Origin of the sequence: Cysteiniphilum marinum (genome assembly GCF_014857925.1) — a bacterium.
GTDB lineage: Bacteria > Pseudomonadota > Gammaproteobacteria > Francisellales > Francisellaceae > Caedibacter > Caedibacter marinus.
Window position 1 is genome coordinate 22,691 of sequence record NZ_JACYVZ010000009.1, and the last position, 15,314, is coordinate 38,004.

The window sequence follows — 15,314 nt, forward strand, 5'->3', positions numbered from 1 at the left end:
TTATTTTTATCTAGTTGTTATCATGCTTGTGAAATGTATGATTAAGTTGTATCAGATTTGATATGTTGAATGATTTTAAAAATATTAATATAACAAGAAGGAACTTTTATGAAATTAAAGTTTGTAGCAGTGTTTGTAGGGTTTTCGATGATTGGAATGGCTCAGGCGCAAGAAGATGTGATGTATTTTTCTAATCAGACATCTAAAGGGAGTGCGAGTAATGGTCAAAACCTTTCTGCTCCAGCACTTGATAAATCATCTGTAGTAGAGTCTTTTGCTGATGACGCTTCAAATTTTGAGGATATTCCGGTGATCACGGTAGCAGATGATCAGGTGTCAGATTATAATCCCGACGATCCTTTGGAAATAATGGGAACCAGTGTATACGATGGTGGTGGTAATTTATCAAGTGTAACATTTAGTGTGGGTAGCGGGGCATTGTATATCGCTAATGCTGCTGGTCGTGGAAATAATACACATACAGTCACGGTAACAGGGTATGATTATGGCGCTGGTATAGATGAAAGCCAAGGAGGGATAGACGCTGCTTTAAGAGGTGGTGTTCAGTATATGCCAGTACATAACTTTAAGGGTGATACTAGCGTAACGGTTAATGCAATTGATGATGCGGGTAATCGGGCACAGAAGGAAAGTATAGCAATTACCGTTGAGGACTTTCCGGAGTTTATAACGGCATCCTGTGAGCATGACTACGTCCCGGAATTGGATGCCGATGAGTATTTGGTCACTTATAAACTAGACCCAGGTGACAAAGTGTTAGATAACGTGATGTTTTCCAATCTGCATGGAAGTTCAGGAGAGTGGGAGTCCACAACTGAATTTTTTTATGTACAAGGGGTCTATAATCATTATATTAATAAAGGTAAATCTCATGGAAATTCGACGGATATGTTTTATCGCGCTACCTTCAAGGATGGAAGTACTTTAGATAGATATATGACGTGCACGCACATTTAGATAAATATATGACGTGCTCGATCTGACCTCCTGTTACATCCAATCTGAACAATTATAAAACATGAATCACTGTGTTATGACGAGTGATTATTCGTTATCTTTCAAGATTTGATCAATAAGTAATCTTATGTAGACTGCTTATATTACTTATTATCTTTATGATCCTAGTTAGTAAATTGTTTTGCTAATGATGTTGATATTATAAAACAGGAGCAGAGCTTCAATGCAACAATGGTTAAGACAAAGCGGTGTAGCCATCACTTTAAGTGCTATTTTGTTAGTTATATTTATTGCACCACTACAGTTGGAGCATATCTTTTATTACGACCAGCGGCGTGTAATGCAATTATTGCTACTGAGTATTGTGCCTTTATTATTTCTATGGAGAAATTACAGCGTATTTATCTTGCAGATATTGATGCAGAATAAGGTTGTATCCTTATTGTTATCGTTATTTTTGATGATTGGGTTGTTAAGTAGTATTAAGGCATCATTTATGGGGATAGCCTTTGTGCACTATACCCAGTTATGTTTATTGATTCTGCTTAGTTTGACAATTGCTTATAGTGTTGTACATAAACAACAAAATATTAACTACTATATGTGGTTAGGGTGTTTGTTTTTTATAGTAGTCGCTGCTTATATTGGTCATGGCTACGTTGTATTATTCGCTGAGAATATAGGGACTAATATGCTAAACAGTGTTTCAGCATTAACAGTCCATCCGCAATTTTTAAATCCTAGATTTTTAGATCAAATTTTAACAGCTTTAGTGCCACTAAGTAGTGGCTTGCTTTTGATTGTTAAAAATCGTTATCTCAAAATAATCGCGATTACTGCCGTCAGTACAGGGCTTTATTTGATGATTTTAACGGCTTCTCGAGCAAGTTTTGTTATATTGATATCAATGATAGTCATTGGCATCATTTTCTTTCGTCCATTATTTTATCGCTATTGTAAGTATATGTTGCTTTGCTTTGTTTTGGCGTTTTTTGCTTATTATACCATTACGTTTTTGATGGAAGCATCAGTTGGCTTGAATATGGATCGTAGTGATGGTTTTTTAAGCTATAGTGATCGTTGGCCATTGATTCAAGCGGCGATTTTAGCAGGGTTATCTGAGAATATATTTCTAGGTCTAGGGCCCGGTATGTATCCTGCTTTTGTTTACTTTTATAGTGAAACAACAGCTGCTCACCCACATAATATATGGGCATTATTATTAGCTGAGTGGGGCATCATCAATGCGATCATCGTTATGATGCTTGTCATTATGCTTATCGTTAGATTTTTTAACATAGCAAAATTAATTCAAGATAATATCTATGCTATGGTGATCGTTTTTGCTGTAAGCTCTATGTTTATTAAAGGATTAGTTAGTGGCGTGACCATTATGCCTGCTGCACAACTTACTTTTGCGCTCACGATTGGGTTGTTGATCGCTATATTTATATCAAAGGCTAATTTGCTAACCTTTAAATCAACCATTGAGCAGAGAATTTTCAAGTTGCTTTTGGGCGCTATTTGTATGATTGCATCAGCTTATTTGCTGTTATATTCATTACATAGTATGTCTCGATTAACGACAAATGCCTATCATTATGGTACAGCCTGTTATATTAAAAATAAGGACATGACCAGTCTGAGTCCTAATTTGTGGTCAAACGGTTGGTTTATGACGCATAACAAAAGTATTGAAGCGCTTTCTCATTCAGCTGATTTGAAATGTGTTTAGCTGTTTTGTTTTTTTGCTTTAAACTATCAAGGATCATAGCTTACTAAGGCGTTTGATATATGCTGCTTTATGTTATGTTTGATGATTTTTTAACACTTTTGTCTTGGTGGTTTTTTGAGGTATACTCTGGGGAGATTATTTTAGTGTGGTCAGTGGTTTATTTAAATTTGATATATTAGATATTTGTAACCTAAACACGGAGGTTCTTTGATATGAAACTAAGCATGCTGTTTGTTGCATTTTCATTGGTAAGCACGTCATTTGCTGCACCATTTAATGGTGAAGATCTTTATGTGCCAGGTCTGTCGTTGCATCCTGCTGCAAAACATGAGTTGTCAGCTCTTAATAGGAATACAGCACAGTACACGGTGATAAATTATGATTATCATAAAATTCTTCATCAAAGTAATCAGTTGTTGCAAGCGTATTTTCAAAGACAAAAAGTCTATGGTGTAAATAGTGATCACGATGGACATGTCTTTGAGTCGGTATTGAATTTTTTTGAAAACGCCAATATTCCATATATTTTTTCTGGTGCTATCGGTGAGGGGGAGTGCAAACGGTATGATGAGTCGTGCTTAAGGATACAGCAGGACTTGCCATATCGTTTGGACGGATTGGACTGTATGACGTTTGTTCAGGATGTGCTAGCGTTAGTTCAATCAAACAGTTTGACGGCATTTCAAACACACTTACAAGCGATTAATTATGGTGCTTATGATCAAACAAAAACAAAAAGCTATTTAAATCGCAATAACTTTACCAGCAGTGATTTTAACCGTGTCAATCAGCAGTCAGGCTTGATTACGGATGTCACAGCGTATGGGCCGTTTTCTAACTTTATTGATTATTTGCCTGAAAAAGTGATTGATCACAAGACTTGGTTTGAGAATAAAGCGCAACCGCAAAACATTCAATCTAATATAAGAGTGTTGCCTCAATATGAAGACAATGCAGATGAAATCGTTGCACGTTTTACCAACGGTTATGCAGATGATTTTGCCAAGATTGATATTGAGAAATTCTCTTATATTCCAAAAGAAGCTTTAGTACGTAAAGTAGGGTCAGATTATCAGCCTAATGAGGTATTGCTCAATCAACTCATTACGCCATCTGTTGTTGAATTTGTACGTGAAGATAGTAAATGGTTGATTGCAGGAAAGCCAATTAGTGAAGTTATTGGGTCTAATTTGATTGTTTCACATATGGGCATACTGTATAAAGCATCATTTAGTCAACATGAGATTATTTATCAAAATATCCAGTGTGACTATAATCCATCAGGTCAAAAACAATGTATTGTGACTCCTGTAATATGTGATCAAAAGCGCTGTGACAAAGTAATGTTGATGGCAGCAAGTAGTGCTTACCCGAATGGTTTTATTTACTCAAAAAAGAATGGTGCCGAACAATATGCATGTACGCCAGAGAATGAAATTCCGAAAGGTTATCAGTCTTTACGCAATAAAATAAGCAATGAACCTGTGACATGTAATCGAGTATTTTCAATGCCATTAGGAGAGTATTTAGCATCTAAACAATACGGCAAATATCCTTATATGGAGAGTGAGTCCTTGGTTGGTGTAAGTATACAAAAAATCAACATATAGCTACAATGCGCCCATTGTAAAAAGATTTACGATGGGATAGTGCTCAAAACTTAATTAGTGCGTATGGAGCTCGGCATTTTCAAGATCATGCAATTTATCCAGATCAATCTTTTTATGGTCATAATTAGCGACAACACCAGGCCTTAGATTAATATTTTCGATGGGCATAATCTCCACCTGTGCTTTGCTAATCTCAGCATTGAGAACATGACCTCCTGTTTTCTTATCATCAGTAACAAAATGACTGTGAAAGCCAGGTACACCAAAGCCTTTGGTATACTCAGGGGAAAAGAAAGTAACCATTTCTCCGGAAATATCTTTGAGTGTATATCGGTTTTCATGTTGCTTTAACCATATGTCTAACGGCAAATCTTGTGCCTTGCTGTAGTCCTCACTTCGCAATAGAATTTGTTTAAATTGACCTTTGATTAAAATAGCATAGCTTATCTGGTTGCTTTTTACTTTGCTCATGATCATTTCTTGAAGCTTCTCAAGGGAAAGCTTATTTTTAATACTAAAGTTCAGCGAATTATTTGGCTTAAAATCAGTCGCTGTTAGAAAAGAAAAGCCAGATGGTTTGTTCATTTCTTTTAACTGACCATGTGGATCTGCAATATAATAAACACCGTTTATAGCAACAACTTCACCTAAGCCAACACCTGCACCAATTGCAAAGGTATTGTCATGAGCCTTTGTGGTACTTAAATCAACTTTCTCACGGTAATCTCCGGCAAGAAGCGCACTAATCGTACCATATTGATAAAGTGTTGTTTGATTAGCTTGAAGGCTAAGTGGCATATAAGTTAGGCAAAGGGCTGTTGTGGTTGCAAGTGTAAAAAATTTTGTCATATATTTTGATCTCCTAAATTTATGTGTTGAAACTTTACCTATGATAATAAACAATGTGGCAGAGTAAAAATCAAATAAAATCATACTTGGTTGAATAAAAATATAAGGTAAGCTTAAATGGGGGCGTTATTTTGGCTAAGACTACATATTCACCCACAAGTGCTCACCGTACTCTGAGCGTCAGTCGAAGTGTGGTAGCTTGGGAAAATTACAGGCTCATAGAGGCTTCGACTTACGCTCAGCTAGCGCTTACACAATCTAAGTGGGCAGGAATATGGCTGTAGCTGTTATTTTTTGTGATGATTGATATTTAAGATGCTTTAGATATTTCTGTTAGTCTGTTGGATGTTCTATCTGAAAATACTAAATTCTGGGGGAGAATTATGAATAGTACGCATAAAGATATATCACGTATGGGGCGTTGGAATCTATATCAAGTTGAAGTCATTGAACGGTTTTCTTGGGCGGCATTAGCTGGGGTTTTGGTGGCTTACTTAATGGCTTTCTTTGATGTCGATCATAAATATGCTTACTTGCTGTACGCAGGGGCAAGTGGTATGACCTATGCAATTATGGTGATAGGTGGTTTTTTTGCTGATACTTTTGGCGCTAAGCGCATGGTTTATGTTGGCCTGTTGACCAAAGGCATTGGCTTTTTTATTTTGGCAATATCACCTACTTTAAATATGGCGATATTGGCACTTGCAGTGATTGCTGTTGGTATCGGTCTTTTCAAGGCAGCGCCGTCAGTACTGCTTGCACAAGTGACTAAAAAAGGGGATGAAGCTAAAAGTTATACAGCGCTGTATATTTCAATTAATATAGGCGCTTTAGTTGCAAAATTAACGTTAATGCTTGTTGCATTGGCATTTATTGATTACGTTTCGTTGTTTTGGATTAGTACGGCTTCAAGTTTTCTTGTGATTATTACTTTTTATCTTATGAGGCATACTCTGGTTGATATATCAACGATGGGCGGGGCAAAGAAACTTGAAAAAAAACAAATTATCTTTATGGTTGCAGTGATTCCTCTGTTATGTGTTGGGGTGTTAGCTATTTTGTCATTTAAATCCGTGTTGACTATCGTAACAATTTTGACTGCTATTGCGGCAATGCTTTATCTTGTCGTGCTTGCAATAAAAGTACCAAGTGTGTGGGCAGTGATTGCTTTGATGTTTATAATTGCGCCTTTTAATATTGTATATGTGCAGCTATACACAAGCTTTTTGACTGAAGCAAAAGCCAATATAGGTGATGTGTTAGCACAGCTCTTACTGGTGTTAAACCCTTTGACGATTGTTATTGCAGGCTCAGTATTTTTAACGTTATACAAGCGCTTTTTTATCCATGATTTTTATAAAATGGCGATTGGCACAGTATTAATTGGGGCGTCCTGTGCCATTATTTCAAACTGGACAAATGAAGTTGGTTTAATACTAACCTATATTGTTAATGCAATGGGGGAATTACTGGTTAGTGCTATTGGCTTGGGTGTGATTGCTCGATATATGCCTAAAAATCAGATAGGTATTGGGACTGGTATTTTCTTTTTGATGTTAGCGGTTTGGAATATTGTCGGTGGTTATGTCGCCACACTCACTATAGATTATAGTACCCAGACCATCTCAACATTGATAAGTTCAGTAACAATCGCTGTTGCAATAATCATTGTAGTTGGTACTTATATTTGGAATCGAAAAGTAAAAGATTAACAAAGTGCGATAAATATAGTTATGTGTTAGATTATGCATAATAGTAAAACGATATTTTAGTAGTTGGGTGAAGGATGTCAGAACAGGCAAAAAATATTTTAATCATTGATGATGATCAAACATTTCGTGAACTTTTGTCAGAGACATTAGCTGTCAGAGGGTTTACAACCTTTTGCGCAGAAGACACTGAGGCAGCAGACAAGTTACTATCAGAGCATAAGATTAATATTATCTTACTGGATCTAATGATGCCAAAAGAGGATGGCATTTCTTTTTGTAGGCGTTTAAGGAAATCATGCCAAATTCCTGTGATCTTTATTAGTGCGGTAAATGATGAAGTAGAAGAAGTGTTAGCGCTAGAAGTTGGAGGGCTCTATTATGTTCAGAAACCATTTAGCTCAAGATTATTATTGACTAAAATTGATAAAGCACTGACTATATATGACCAATATACAGTTAATCAACAACAAAATACCTTACTAGAATATAAAGATTATGATTTCGGTTCATGGCTCTTTTTGTCAAACCATAGAAAAATAGTCAACAAGAAGACAAAGCACTCAATCAAACTAGGTAATCGAGAAAAGGATTTTTTAATGTTGCTCATTCATGATGATGGACCGGTTTCAAAGGAGAAGGCATTGCAATTGATTTATCAAAAAGAATATAGTTTTGAGGATAACTCTATTAATTCACTGATTTATCGTCTGCGTAAGAAAATTACTGAGTGTATTCAGTCTGATGAAGAGTTTATAGTATCGGCTTATTCCGATGGCTATGTCTTGACAGTGAAACCTGTAGGCATCGCATGACATTGCATAAAACCTCAATGAGGTTTTCGTATTTCAAACTTATTGTTATAGGTGTTTTGGCAGTTCTTTCTATGCTGTTTTCATCTTATTTTCTATATCAATATGCTCAAGGGCAAACACGTGAAACGGTACAAAGAAGCTTGACACTTTTTACCTATCTACGTGAAATGTTAAAACAACCAACGCTTAGTGTTAATGATGATTACCATGATAATAAGCTGATCCTTATTAATAAGATGCAACGCATTAACCCTAATATATCATTTTCAGATCAGCCTAAATATAATGATCAAATAGAGTTAACCAATGAGCCTCAATTACCGTTATCACACATGCAAAATAGAGTACTAGGAGATAGTTACTCGATTTATCTGCCAAATATGGCGCAGTGGTTGAATATTAAAAGTAATCGTTCAGCTTACTTCTTTATTTTGATTATTATTATTTTGCAACTATTGCTATTATGTTTTCTAATCTATTACGCTTATTCTAGCATTAAGTTGCTCAGACCTTGGTTGCGTTTAAATGAGCTATCTAATCAGCTGATGATTGGTGGCACTGGTGATGTTTCCATGGTGACTTCAGGGCCTAAATTGATTAGATTGTCTTCTGGTATGATGGCAAAGATGATTGAAAAATTAAAGCAAAGCAATGATGAAAGAAATATTACACTTAAGGCATTAACACATGATTTGCGAACGCCTTTGGCAAAGTTGCAGCTTTTAGCTGAACGTGTTGAGAATGAAAAATTAGAACAGAGTATAAGTCATGAAGTTGGCGCATTAAATGACTATTTAACTCATATACTTAATTATATGCAGCGTAGCTTTTCTTTGGAAAAAGTAACCGATATAAATCTGGATAATTTACTAAGTCAGCTTGTTGATGAATACAAAAATGTTCATGCTAAAGTAACCCTGATAAAGATGCCATCCTATTCATCTCAAATGATTAAAGGACAGCCTAAATTATTAGCAAGTGCTTTTAAGAATATTATTAATAATGCATTAAAATATGCAGGTGACTGTGATATTGCTATTAGGAGTAATAAATCGCAAACTATTGTCGAGTTTATCGATCATGGAGATCAGTTGAGCGATGAAACCCTTCGATTGATGGCAACACCATTTTTTAGAGCAGATCCTGCGCGAACTGCTAAAGTTAAAGGCTCTGGACTGGGTTTGAGTATTACCAAGGCTATTTTGTTTAACCACAATGCAAAAGTTCAATTTACCAGAGCCAACAAAGATATCGGCTTATGTGTTCGAGTTGTTTTTCAATAACTCAAGCTACAAAATATTCACTCACAAGTACTCACTGTACCCTGAGCATCAGTCGAAGTGGGTGAAAGCAGAAACAACCTATGTATAAAGGCTTCGACTGACGCTCAGCCAACACGAATACACATAAGGCTTTGACTTACGCTCAGCCAATGTTTGGATAATCAAAGTGGGTTGGATGTGGTCATAGCCATGATTCATTATGCTGATATAGCTTAGTTGTTAGAGCAATTGATTCGTAACCAATAGTTTATACCGCTCATAAATCACTTTACATTATTTTTGCCATTGAATTTCTAGTGCTTTTGGGTGATTGAGTTTTGCTAATAGTCTTAGCTATTACCTGCAACCCGATCACTCAAAAGTATCAAAAACTTCTTCGACATAAATATCGCATAATGATTTACGAGCGGTATAGCAGTTCGATTCTGCTTGTCGGCACCATTTTTATTTTTTCTGCTTTTTTCTGCAAAAACTTCTTGAGCATCTTGCTGTAAATGATTATGTTATAGCGTATTAATACATTGTTGATTATGAATAGTATTTTTATGGTGAATATCAAACAAGCGCAGCAATCTGATATTGATGCGCTTTTTCATGCATTATCATTGCTAGAAAGTAGCAATGAGGTTGCGAAACTTTTCGAGGATTTATGTACACCTGCTGAAATCTCAGCAATGGCAGATCGTTGGCGCGCGGTTCAGGAGATCAAAAATGATAAATCCTATCGCCAGATTTATGCTGAAACTGGTGTCAGTGTAACCACTGTGGCAAGAATTGCGCGTTGTATCACCCATGGTACTGGTGGATATAATTTGATGTATGACAAAGTAGAAAAAGTAGAAAGTGCAAAAGAGAGAAGTAGGTGAAAGAGGTCGTAACCATATGTATCAGTGTTGGCTGAGCGTTAGTCGAAGCCTTTATACATCGGGGTTAATACCATATAACCCTTCGACTTACGTTCAGGGTACGTGAGCACTTTTGTAGGTAGAAACTTGTCATTATGACTATTGAAAAAGAGAAAAATTAAAATAAAAGGTCAGTTGAATGAGTGATAGACAAAATAAACGATTGCGCATTGCAGTACAAAAGAAAGGGCGGTTAAATACAGAATCAATGGCGCTTTTTGAGAAAGTCGGCATTAAAGTACAATTGTCAAAAAGCGGGCTTTATTGTCATGCGATTGATGCGCCGGTTGATTTTCTCTTTGTGCGTGATGATGATATCCCAACTTTAGTGAATGATGGCTTTTGCGATGTTGGTATTATTGGACAGAACGTGTTGGATGAGTTTTGTTTGACATTGAATGAGAAAAAGCAAAGCAATAATATTACGATAGATAAAGCGCTTGGCTTTGGGGCTTGTCGCTTATCAATTGCTATTGCCAACAGCAAAGTATATGACGATATCAATAGCCTAAAAGCAATGAAAGTTGCGACCTCATATCCTGAGCTATTAATGGCGTTTTCACGTGAAAATAACCTCGATTTATCGATTTTAAATATTTCAGGCTCGGTGGAAATTGCACCTAATCTTGGTATGGCTGATGCGATATGTGATCTGGTATCAACAGGACGCACATTGGAGGAGAATAATCTCAAAGAAGTCGTTGAAATCATGCAATCACAGGCATTGTTAATTCGTAATAGCCATACACTTGCACCAGAGCTTGAAGCATTCTATCTGCGTTTGATCGATCGAATGAATGGGGTGATGCAAGCCAAAGAAAGTAAATATGTGATGTTTCATGCGCCTAAGTCATCACTTAATGCCATCAATGATATTCTGCCAGGTCACGAAGGGCAGACGATTATCCCTATCGCAGGGGTTCATGATAAGGTGGCTGTGCATATTGTGACGACGGAAGGTGTGTTTTGGAATACATTGGAGCGTTTAAAGCAGGCAGGTGCCAGTGCGATTTTAGTGTTGCCAATAGAAAAAATGCTAGCGTGAGAATGTGAGAATGAAAGATGATTAGAACTTATCAAGTCAATATCGATGATAAACCTACTTGGCAATCTCTTCTTAAGCGTGCGCCACAAGTTAATAGTAATGACTTAAATAAACAAGTTGAAGTGATTATTAATGAAGTAAAACGCAATAAAGACCAAGCACTATTTGACTACACTGCGCGCTTTGATCGTTGTGAGCTTGATAGTTTATATATAACAGAAGCTGAAATAAAAGAAGCGTATGCGCTAGTTAGCAATAAAGACATTGAGTTAATCAAAACTATTATTGCCAGAGTGAAAAATTACCATGAGATCAATAAGCCTAAAAATACTATAGTTGATAGTAATGACGGTGTGTGTTGTCATAAAGTTTTTAGCGCTATTGAGAGCGTTGGCTTATATGTGCCTGGCGGAAGTGCACCTTTGATCTCAACACTTATTATGCTAGCAATTCCAGCAAAAGTAGCAGGATGTAGGCAAGTAAATGTCTGCACACCAGTGAATGCACAAGGCAAAATTCACCCATTATTATTAGTCGCCGCTGATCTATGTGGTGTTGATGTCATCTATAAAATAGGTGGGGCTCAAGCCATTGCTGCGATGGCTTATGGCACAGAATCCGTCATTAAAGTCAATAAGATCTATGGTCCAGGTAATAGTTGGGTAACTAAAGCGAAGATGCTTGTTGCGGATGATATTGACGGGGCTGCAATTGATATGCCAGCGGGTCCTTCTGAAGTCTTGGTAATTGCTGAGAGGCAAGCAAATGCTCAGTTTGTCGCAGCAGATTTACTAGCGCAAGCCGAGCATGGCGCTGATTCTCAAGCAATACTTATAACAACCAGTAATGCGTTAGCCAATGAGGTAAGTGCTGCCATTAACCAACAATTAAATACATTAACGCGTCACGACATCATTAAAGAAGCATTAGTCCATAGTCGCATTTTAGTGGTTAAGACCTTAGAAGATGCTTTTATACTTGCTAATGACTATGCGCCTGAGCATTTGATTTTACAGGTACAAGACCATGAGAAGTATATTGATCAAATTCACAATGCCGGTGCGGTATTTATGGGGCAATGGGCAGCTGAAGCATTAGGTGATTATGTCACTGGATCAAACCATGTGTTGCCAACGTATGGCTATGCTAAGTCATTTAGCGGTTTATCAACGATTGATTTTATGAAAGCAATGAGTGTGCAATATGTCGATGAAAAAGGATTGTTAGCTATCGGTGATTTAGCGACACAATTGGCTGATATTGAGGGTTTAACAGCGCATAAACTAGCCGTTGATCTGCGTCTTAAGGCACTTGAAGATACAACGGAGGCGACATGTTTGAGAAGTTGATTCGCCAGGATTTAGCTGCATTTAATGCGTATTCTTCTGCGCGATCGTTAAATCTTAAAGGTGATATATTGCTTAATGCCAATGAATTACCCTATGATTTATCTGAACAAGGTTTTAATCGCTATCCTGAACCGCAACCACAAGAGTTGGTGCATGCTTTGGCAGCACTTTATCATGTTAATCAAGAGGAAATATTGGTAACACGCGGCAGTGATGAAGGCATTGATTTGTTAGTCCGGTTATTTTGCGCCTATCAACAAGATGCGATTATGGCGTTTAAACCAACCTTTGGTATGTATCAGGTGAGTGCTCGGTTACAAGGGGTGGAGTATTTTGAATATGCACTTGATCCCGCGAATGAATTCGCACTCAATATTAATGATTTATTAAAAGCGATAAATAAAAAGCCAAATGTTAAGGTATTATTTATCTGTTCACCGAATAATCCAACTGGAAATGTAATCTCGCTAGAAGATATCGAAAGCTTATGTCTTACATTAGCCGGTAAAAGCATGATTGTTGTTGATGAAGCCTATATTGAATTTAGTGGCGAGCAAAGTGCGACAAGCTTAATTAAGCAATATGATAATTTAGTCGTTCTTAGAACCTTATCCAAAGCATATGGTTTGGCGGCAGAGCGCGTTGGCTCTGTTATCACTAATGTCCGTTTGGTGAGCTTGATCAAAAAGGTGATTGCACCTTATCCCATCGCACTGTCAGTAGCGCAAAATGCAGTAGCTGCATTGCAACCTGCGCGTTTAGCATTAGTTAAAAACAAAATACATGAAGCGATTAGCGAGCGGACACGTTTATTTCAGTATCTACAAGCATCAAGCTTGGTTCATAAAGTATATCCCTCACAAGCTAACTTTTTATTAGTACAGTTTAAAGTGGATGTATTCAACCAATTATGTCAGGCAGGCATTATCGTCAGATCAATGGCAAAGGTATTTAATGATGAAATGATGTTGCGTATTAGCATAGGGACTGTTGAGGAAGTCAATAAGCTTATTACAGTATTACTGAAGTTACGCACTTTAGAAAAACTATGATTTTATAAACACCCCGTCAGCCTTTGGCTGCCACCCCTCTTGCAAAGAGGGGAATTGGGCAACGGTGATTTTAATTCCCCTCTTTGCAAGAGGGGTGCCGAGTTTACGAAGCGGGGTGTTGAAATAGCAAAAGTTCGTAAGTCCAGAGTATTAGAGAATATAAAAACAGGAGCTATGGGTGCTAACAATGAAACAGCATAAATATTTATTTATAGATCGTGATGGCACAATCATTATCGAGCCAGAAGATAAACAAATTGATCATATTGATAAGCTTGATTTTTTACCGGGTGTATTTGATGCACTTATTACTTTACAACAGGCGGGATTCAAGCTCGTTATGGTTAGTAATCAAGATGGTTTAGGTACTTCTTCTTTTCCAGAAGGCGACTTTAACGCACCACATGAGTTGATGTTAAGAGTACTTAAATCGCAAGGGATTATTTTTGAAGATATTCTAATCTGTCCGCATTTTGATAACGATCATTGCGATTGTCGCAAGCCAAAAGTGGGGTTGCTCATGTCCTATTTGCGTGATCAGCGTATTGATCGCGATCACAGTTATGTCATTGGGGATAGGTTAACTGATCTTCAGTTGGCGGATAATCTAGGGGTTAAGGGCATCCAAATTGCAAATGAGCAATATCCTGATTGGTTAACGATTAAAAACCATATTCTTTGCACGCCAAGAGTGGCAACGATTACGCGTAAAACACAAGAAACCGACATCACCGTGTCAGTCAATTTGGATCAAGCGGGCAAAATAAATATCCATAGTGGTATTGATTTTCTGGATCATATGCTTGAGCAAGTGGCAAAACACTCAGGTATTAGCATCGACATTCACGCGCAAGGGGATTTGCACATTGATGATCATCATACCGTTGAGGATATTGCGATTACTTTGGGACAAGCATTATCTCAAGCCTTGGCTGATAAATTAGGTATACAACGTTATGGTTTCTTACTCCCCATGGATGAAGCAAGTGCCCAGATTGCTTTAGATTTAAGTGGGCGATTTTATTGTTTATTTGAAGCAGATTTTAATCGTGATAAAGTTGGTGATCTATCGGTTGAGCTCGTTAGTCATTTCTTTTACTCACTGGCAGAGAGTCTTAAGGCCACCTTGCATATTAAGCTTAAAGGGCACAACACGCATCATATGATTGAGGCAGCCTTTAAAGCCTTAGGTAAAGTCTTAAAGCAAGCGGTAGCAAAGACTTCGTTAGATATGCCAAGTACCAAGGGGGTGCTATGATTGCAATTATTGATTGTTGTGGCAGTAACTTTTCCTCAATCCAATATGCGTTTGAGCGCTTGGGACAAACGGTTGTGTTAACGCATAATCATGAGGTTATTCAAACAGCGGATTATGTGATCTTGCCAGGTGTTGGACATGCTAAAACGGCGATGGAGGCATTAAAGTCACATCAATTAGACCAACTGATCCCGACACTTACACAACCCGTATTAGGTATTTGTTTAGGAATGCAGTTGCTGCATGAGTTCTCAGAAGAGGGCATGGTTGAATGTTTGAAAATCATCCCAGGTAGCGTTAAAAGGTTTCAATCAAGTGATGCCTTGATTCCACATATGGGTTGGAATCGGTTATTGATTGATGATATAGCGCATAACACCAATGCCTTGTTTTCTGGGATTGAGCCTGATGATTATGTCTATTATGTGCATAGCTTCTATGCTGAGCCTACAGCGTTTACCGTGGCATATAATGACTATATTAATCACTTTAGTGCGATGGTTAATAAAGATAATTTTTATGGTATGCAGTTTCATCCAGAGAAATCAGGCAAGGTGGGCGAGCGACTGTTGAAAAATTTTATTACGAAAATTGGCTAAGACTAAATATTCACCCACAAGTGCTCACCGCACCCTGAGCGTAAGTCGAAGCGATGCACTGAGCATCAATCGAAGTGGGTAATAACACTTCATAGAGGCTTCGACTTACGCTCAGCCAACGCTTACA

General features: G+C 37.4%; 13 protein-coding genes and 1 tRNA gene. 13 read left to right on the top strand and 1 reads right to left on the bottom strand.

Annotated features, from left to right (window positions below; genetic code table 11):
* The first annotated feature begins 147 nt into the window (after positions 1–147).
* The 3 genes from IE867_RS06320 to IE867_RS06330 all read left to right on the top strand — a co-directional run bounded on the left by IE867_RS06320 (position 148) and on the right by IE867_RS06330 (position 4,323).
* Positions 148–978 (top strand): hypothetical protein, encoded by an 831-nt coding sequence (locus IE867_RS06320; protein ID WP_192483929.1) that lies wholly within the window; start codon positions 148–150, stop codon positions 976–978.
* Positions 979–1,201: 223 nt separating this feature from the next.
* Positions 1,202–2,713 (top strand): O-antigen ligase family protein, encoded by a 1,512-nt coding sequence (locus IE867_RS06325; protein ID WP_192483930.1) that lies wholly within the window; start codon positions 1,202–1,204, stop codon positions 2,711–2,713.
* Between the two features lie 212 nt (positions 2,714–2,925).
* Entirely contained in the window at positions 2,926–4,323 is a 1,398-nt protein-coding gene (locus tag IE867_RS06330) for an N-acetylmuramoyl-L-alanine amidase-like domain-containing protein (RefSeq protein WP_192483931.1), read from the top strand.
* A 54-nt stretch (positions 4,324–4,377) separates the two neighbouring features.
* Here IE867_RS06330 and IE867_RS06335 read toward each other — a convergent pair whose 3' ends face one another.
* Entirely contained in the window at positions 4,378–5,172 is a 795-nt protein-coding gene (locus IE867_RS06335; protein ID WP_192483932.1) for an acetolactate decarboxylase, read from the bottom strand.
* A gap of 383 nt (positions 5,173–5,555) precedes the next feature.
* Between IE867_RS06335 and IE867_RS06340 the strand changes: the two genes are divergently transcribed.
* The 10 genes from IE867_RS06340 to hisH all read left to right on the top strand — a co-directional run bounded on the left by IE867_RS06340 (position 5,556) and on the right by hisH (position 15,187).
* Positions 5,556–6,884 carry a POT-type proton-dependent oligopeptide transporter gene (locus IE867_RS06340; RefSeq protein WP_192483933.1) on the top strand — a complete coding sequence of 443 codons (1,329 nt, stop codon included), beginning with the start codon at positions 5,556–5,558 and terminating at the stop codon, positions 6,882–6,884.
* A gap of 74 nt (positions 6,885–6,958) precedes the next feature.
* Positions 6,959–7,696: a response regulator transcription factor gene (locus IE867_RS06345; protein ID WP_192483934.1), complete on the top strand. Its 738-nt coding sequence runs from the start codon at positions 6,959–6,961 to the stop codon at positions 7,694–7,696.
* Positions 7,693–8,979: a sensor histidine kinase gene (locus tag IE867_RS06350; RefSeq protein ID WP_192483935.1), complete on the top strand. Its 1,287-nt coding sequence runs from the start codon at positions 7,693–7,695 to the stop codon at positions 8,977–8,979. The genes IE867_RS06345 and IE867_RS06350 overlap by 4 nt, the downstream gene beginning before the upstream one ends.
* A gap of 201 nt (positions 8,980–9,180) precedes the next feature.
* Positions 9,181–9,420, top strand: a tRNA-Thr gene (locus IE867_RS06355).
* An 89-nt stretch (positions 9,421–9,509) separates the two neighbouring features.
* Positions 9,510–9,845, top strand: a complete 336-nt coding sequence (locus tag IE867_RS06360; protein ID WP_225629980.1) for a YerC/YecD family TrpR-related protein — start codon at positions 9,510–9,512, stop codon at positions 9,843–9,845.
* A gap of 178 nt (positions 9,846–10,023) precedes the next feature.
* Positions 10,024–10,929, top strand: a complete 906-nt coding sequence (gene hisG / locus IE867_RS06365) for an ATP phosphoribosyltransferase (RefSeq protein WP_192483936.1) — start codon at positions 10,024–10,026, stop codon at positions 10,927–10,929.
* A gap of 17 nt (positions 10,930–10,946) precedes the next feature.
* Complete coding sequence (gene hisD / locus IE867_RS06370; RefSeq protein ID WP_192483937.1) at positions 10,947–12,278, top strand: histidinol dehydrogenase; 1,332 nt, start codon at positions 10,947–10,949, stop codon at positions 12,276–12,278.
* On the top strand, positions 12,263–13,330 hold the full coding sequence (hisC, locus tag IE867_RS06375) for a histidinol-phosphate transaminase (protein WP_192483938.1): 1,068 nt from the start codon (positions 12,263–12,265) through the stop codon (positions 13,328–13,330). The genes hisD and hisC overlap by 16 nt, the downstream gene beginning before the upstream one ends.
* 187 nt (positions 13,331–13,517) lie before the next feature.
* Positions 13,518–14,588 (top strand): bifunctional histidinol-phosphatase/imidazoleglycerol-phosphate dehydratase HisB, encoded by a 1,071-nt coding sequence (gene hisB / locus IE867_RS06380; RefSeq protein ID WP_192483939.1) that lies wholly within the window; start codon positions 13,518–13,520, stop codon positions 14,586–14,588.
* A complete protein-coding gene (gene hisH, locus IE867_RS06385; RefSeq protein WP_192483940.1) occupies positions 14,585–15,187 on the top strand; it encodes an imidazole glycerol phosphate synthase subunit HisH in 603 nt (200 codons plus the stop codon). The genes hisB and hisH overlap by 4 nt, the downstream gene beginning before the upstream one ends.
* Positions 15,188–15,314 lie beyond the last annotated feature (127 nt).

Bases quoted from the DNA above. Each gene is read 5' to 3' on its own strand.
- IE867_RS06320 (WP_192483929.1), top strand. From the start codon at position 148: ATGATTGGAATGGCTCAGGCGCAAGAAGATGTGATGTATTTTTCTAAT.
- IE867_RS06325 (WP_192483930.1), top strand. From the start codon at position 1,202: ATGCAACAATGGTTAAGACAAAGCGGTGTAGCCATCACTTTAAGTGCT.
- IE867_RS06330 (WP_192483931.1), top strand. From the start codon at position 2,926: ATGAAACTAAGCATGCTGTTTGTTGCATTTTCATTGGTAAGCACGTCA.
- IE867_RS06335 (WP_192483932.1), bottom strand. From the start codon at position 5,172: ATGACAAAATTTTTTACACTTGCAACCACAACAGCCCTTTGCCTAACT.
- IE867_RS06340 (WP_192483933.1), top strand. From the start codon at position 5,556: ATGAATAGTACGCATAAAGATATATCACGTATGGGGCGTTGGAATCTA.
- IE867_RS06345 (WP_192483934.1), top strand. From the start codon at position 6,959: ATGTCAGAACAGGCAAAAAATATTTTAATCATTGATGATGATCAAACA.
- IE867_RS06350 (WP_192483935.1), top strand. From the start codon at position 7,693: ATGACATTGCATAAAACCTCAATGAGGTTTTCGTATTTCAAACTTATT.
- IE867_RS06360 (WP_225629980.1), top strand. From the start codon at position 9,510: ATGAATAGTATTTTTATGGTGAATATCAAACAAGCGCAGCAATCTGAT.
- hisG (WP_192483936.1), top strand. From the start codon at position 10,024: ATGAGTGATAGACAAAATAAACGATTGCGCATTGCAGTACAAAAGAAA.
- hisD (WP_192483937.1), top strand. From the start codon at position 10,947: ATGATTAGAACTTATCAAGTCAATATCGATGATAAACCTACTTGGCAA.
- hisC (WP_192483938.1), top strand. From the start codon at position 12,263: ATGTTTGAGAAGTTGATTCGCCAGGATTTAGCTGCATTTAATGCGTAT.
- hisB (WP_192483939.1), top strand. From the start codon at position 13,518: ATGAAACAGCATAAATATTTATTTATAGATCGTGATGGCACAATCATT.
- hisH (WP_192483940.1), top strand. From the start codon at position 14,585: ATGATTGCAATTATTGATTGTTGTGGCAGTAACTTTTCCTCAATCCAA.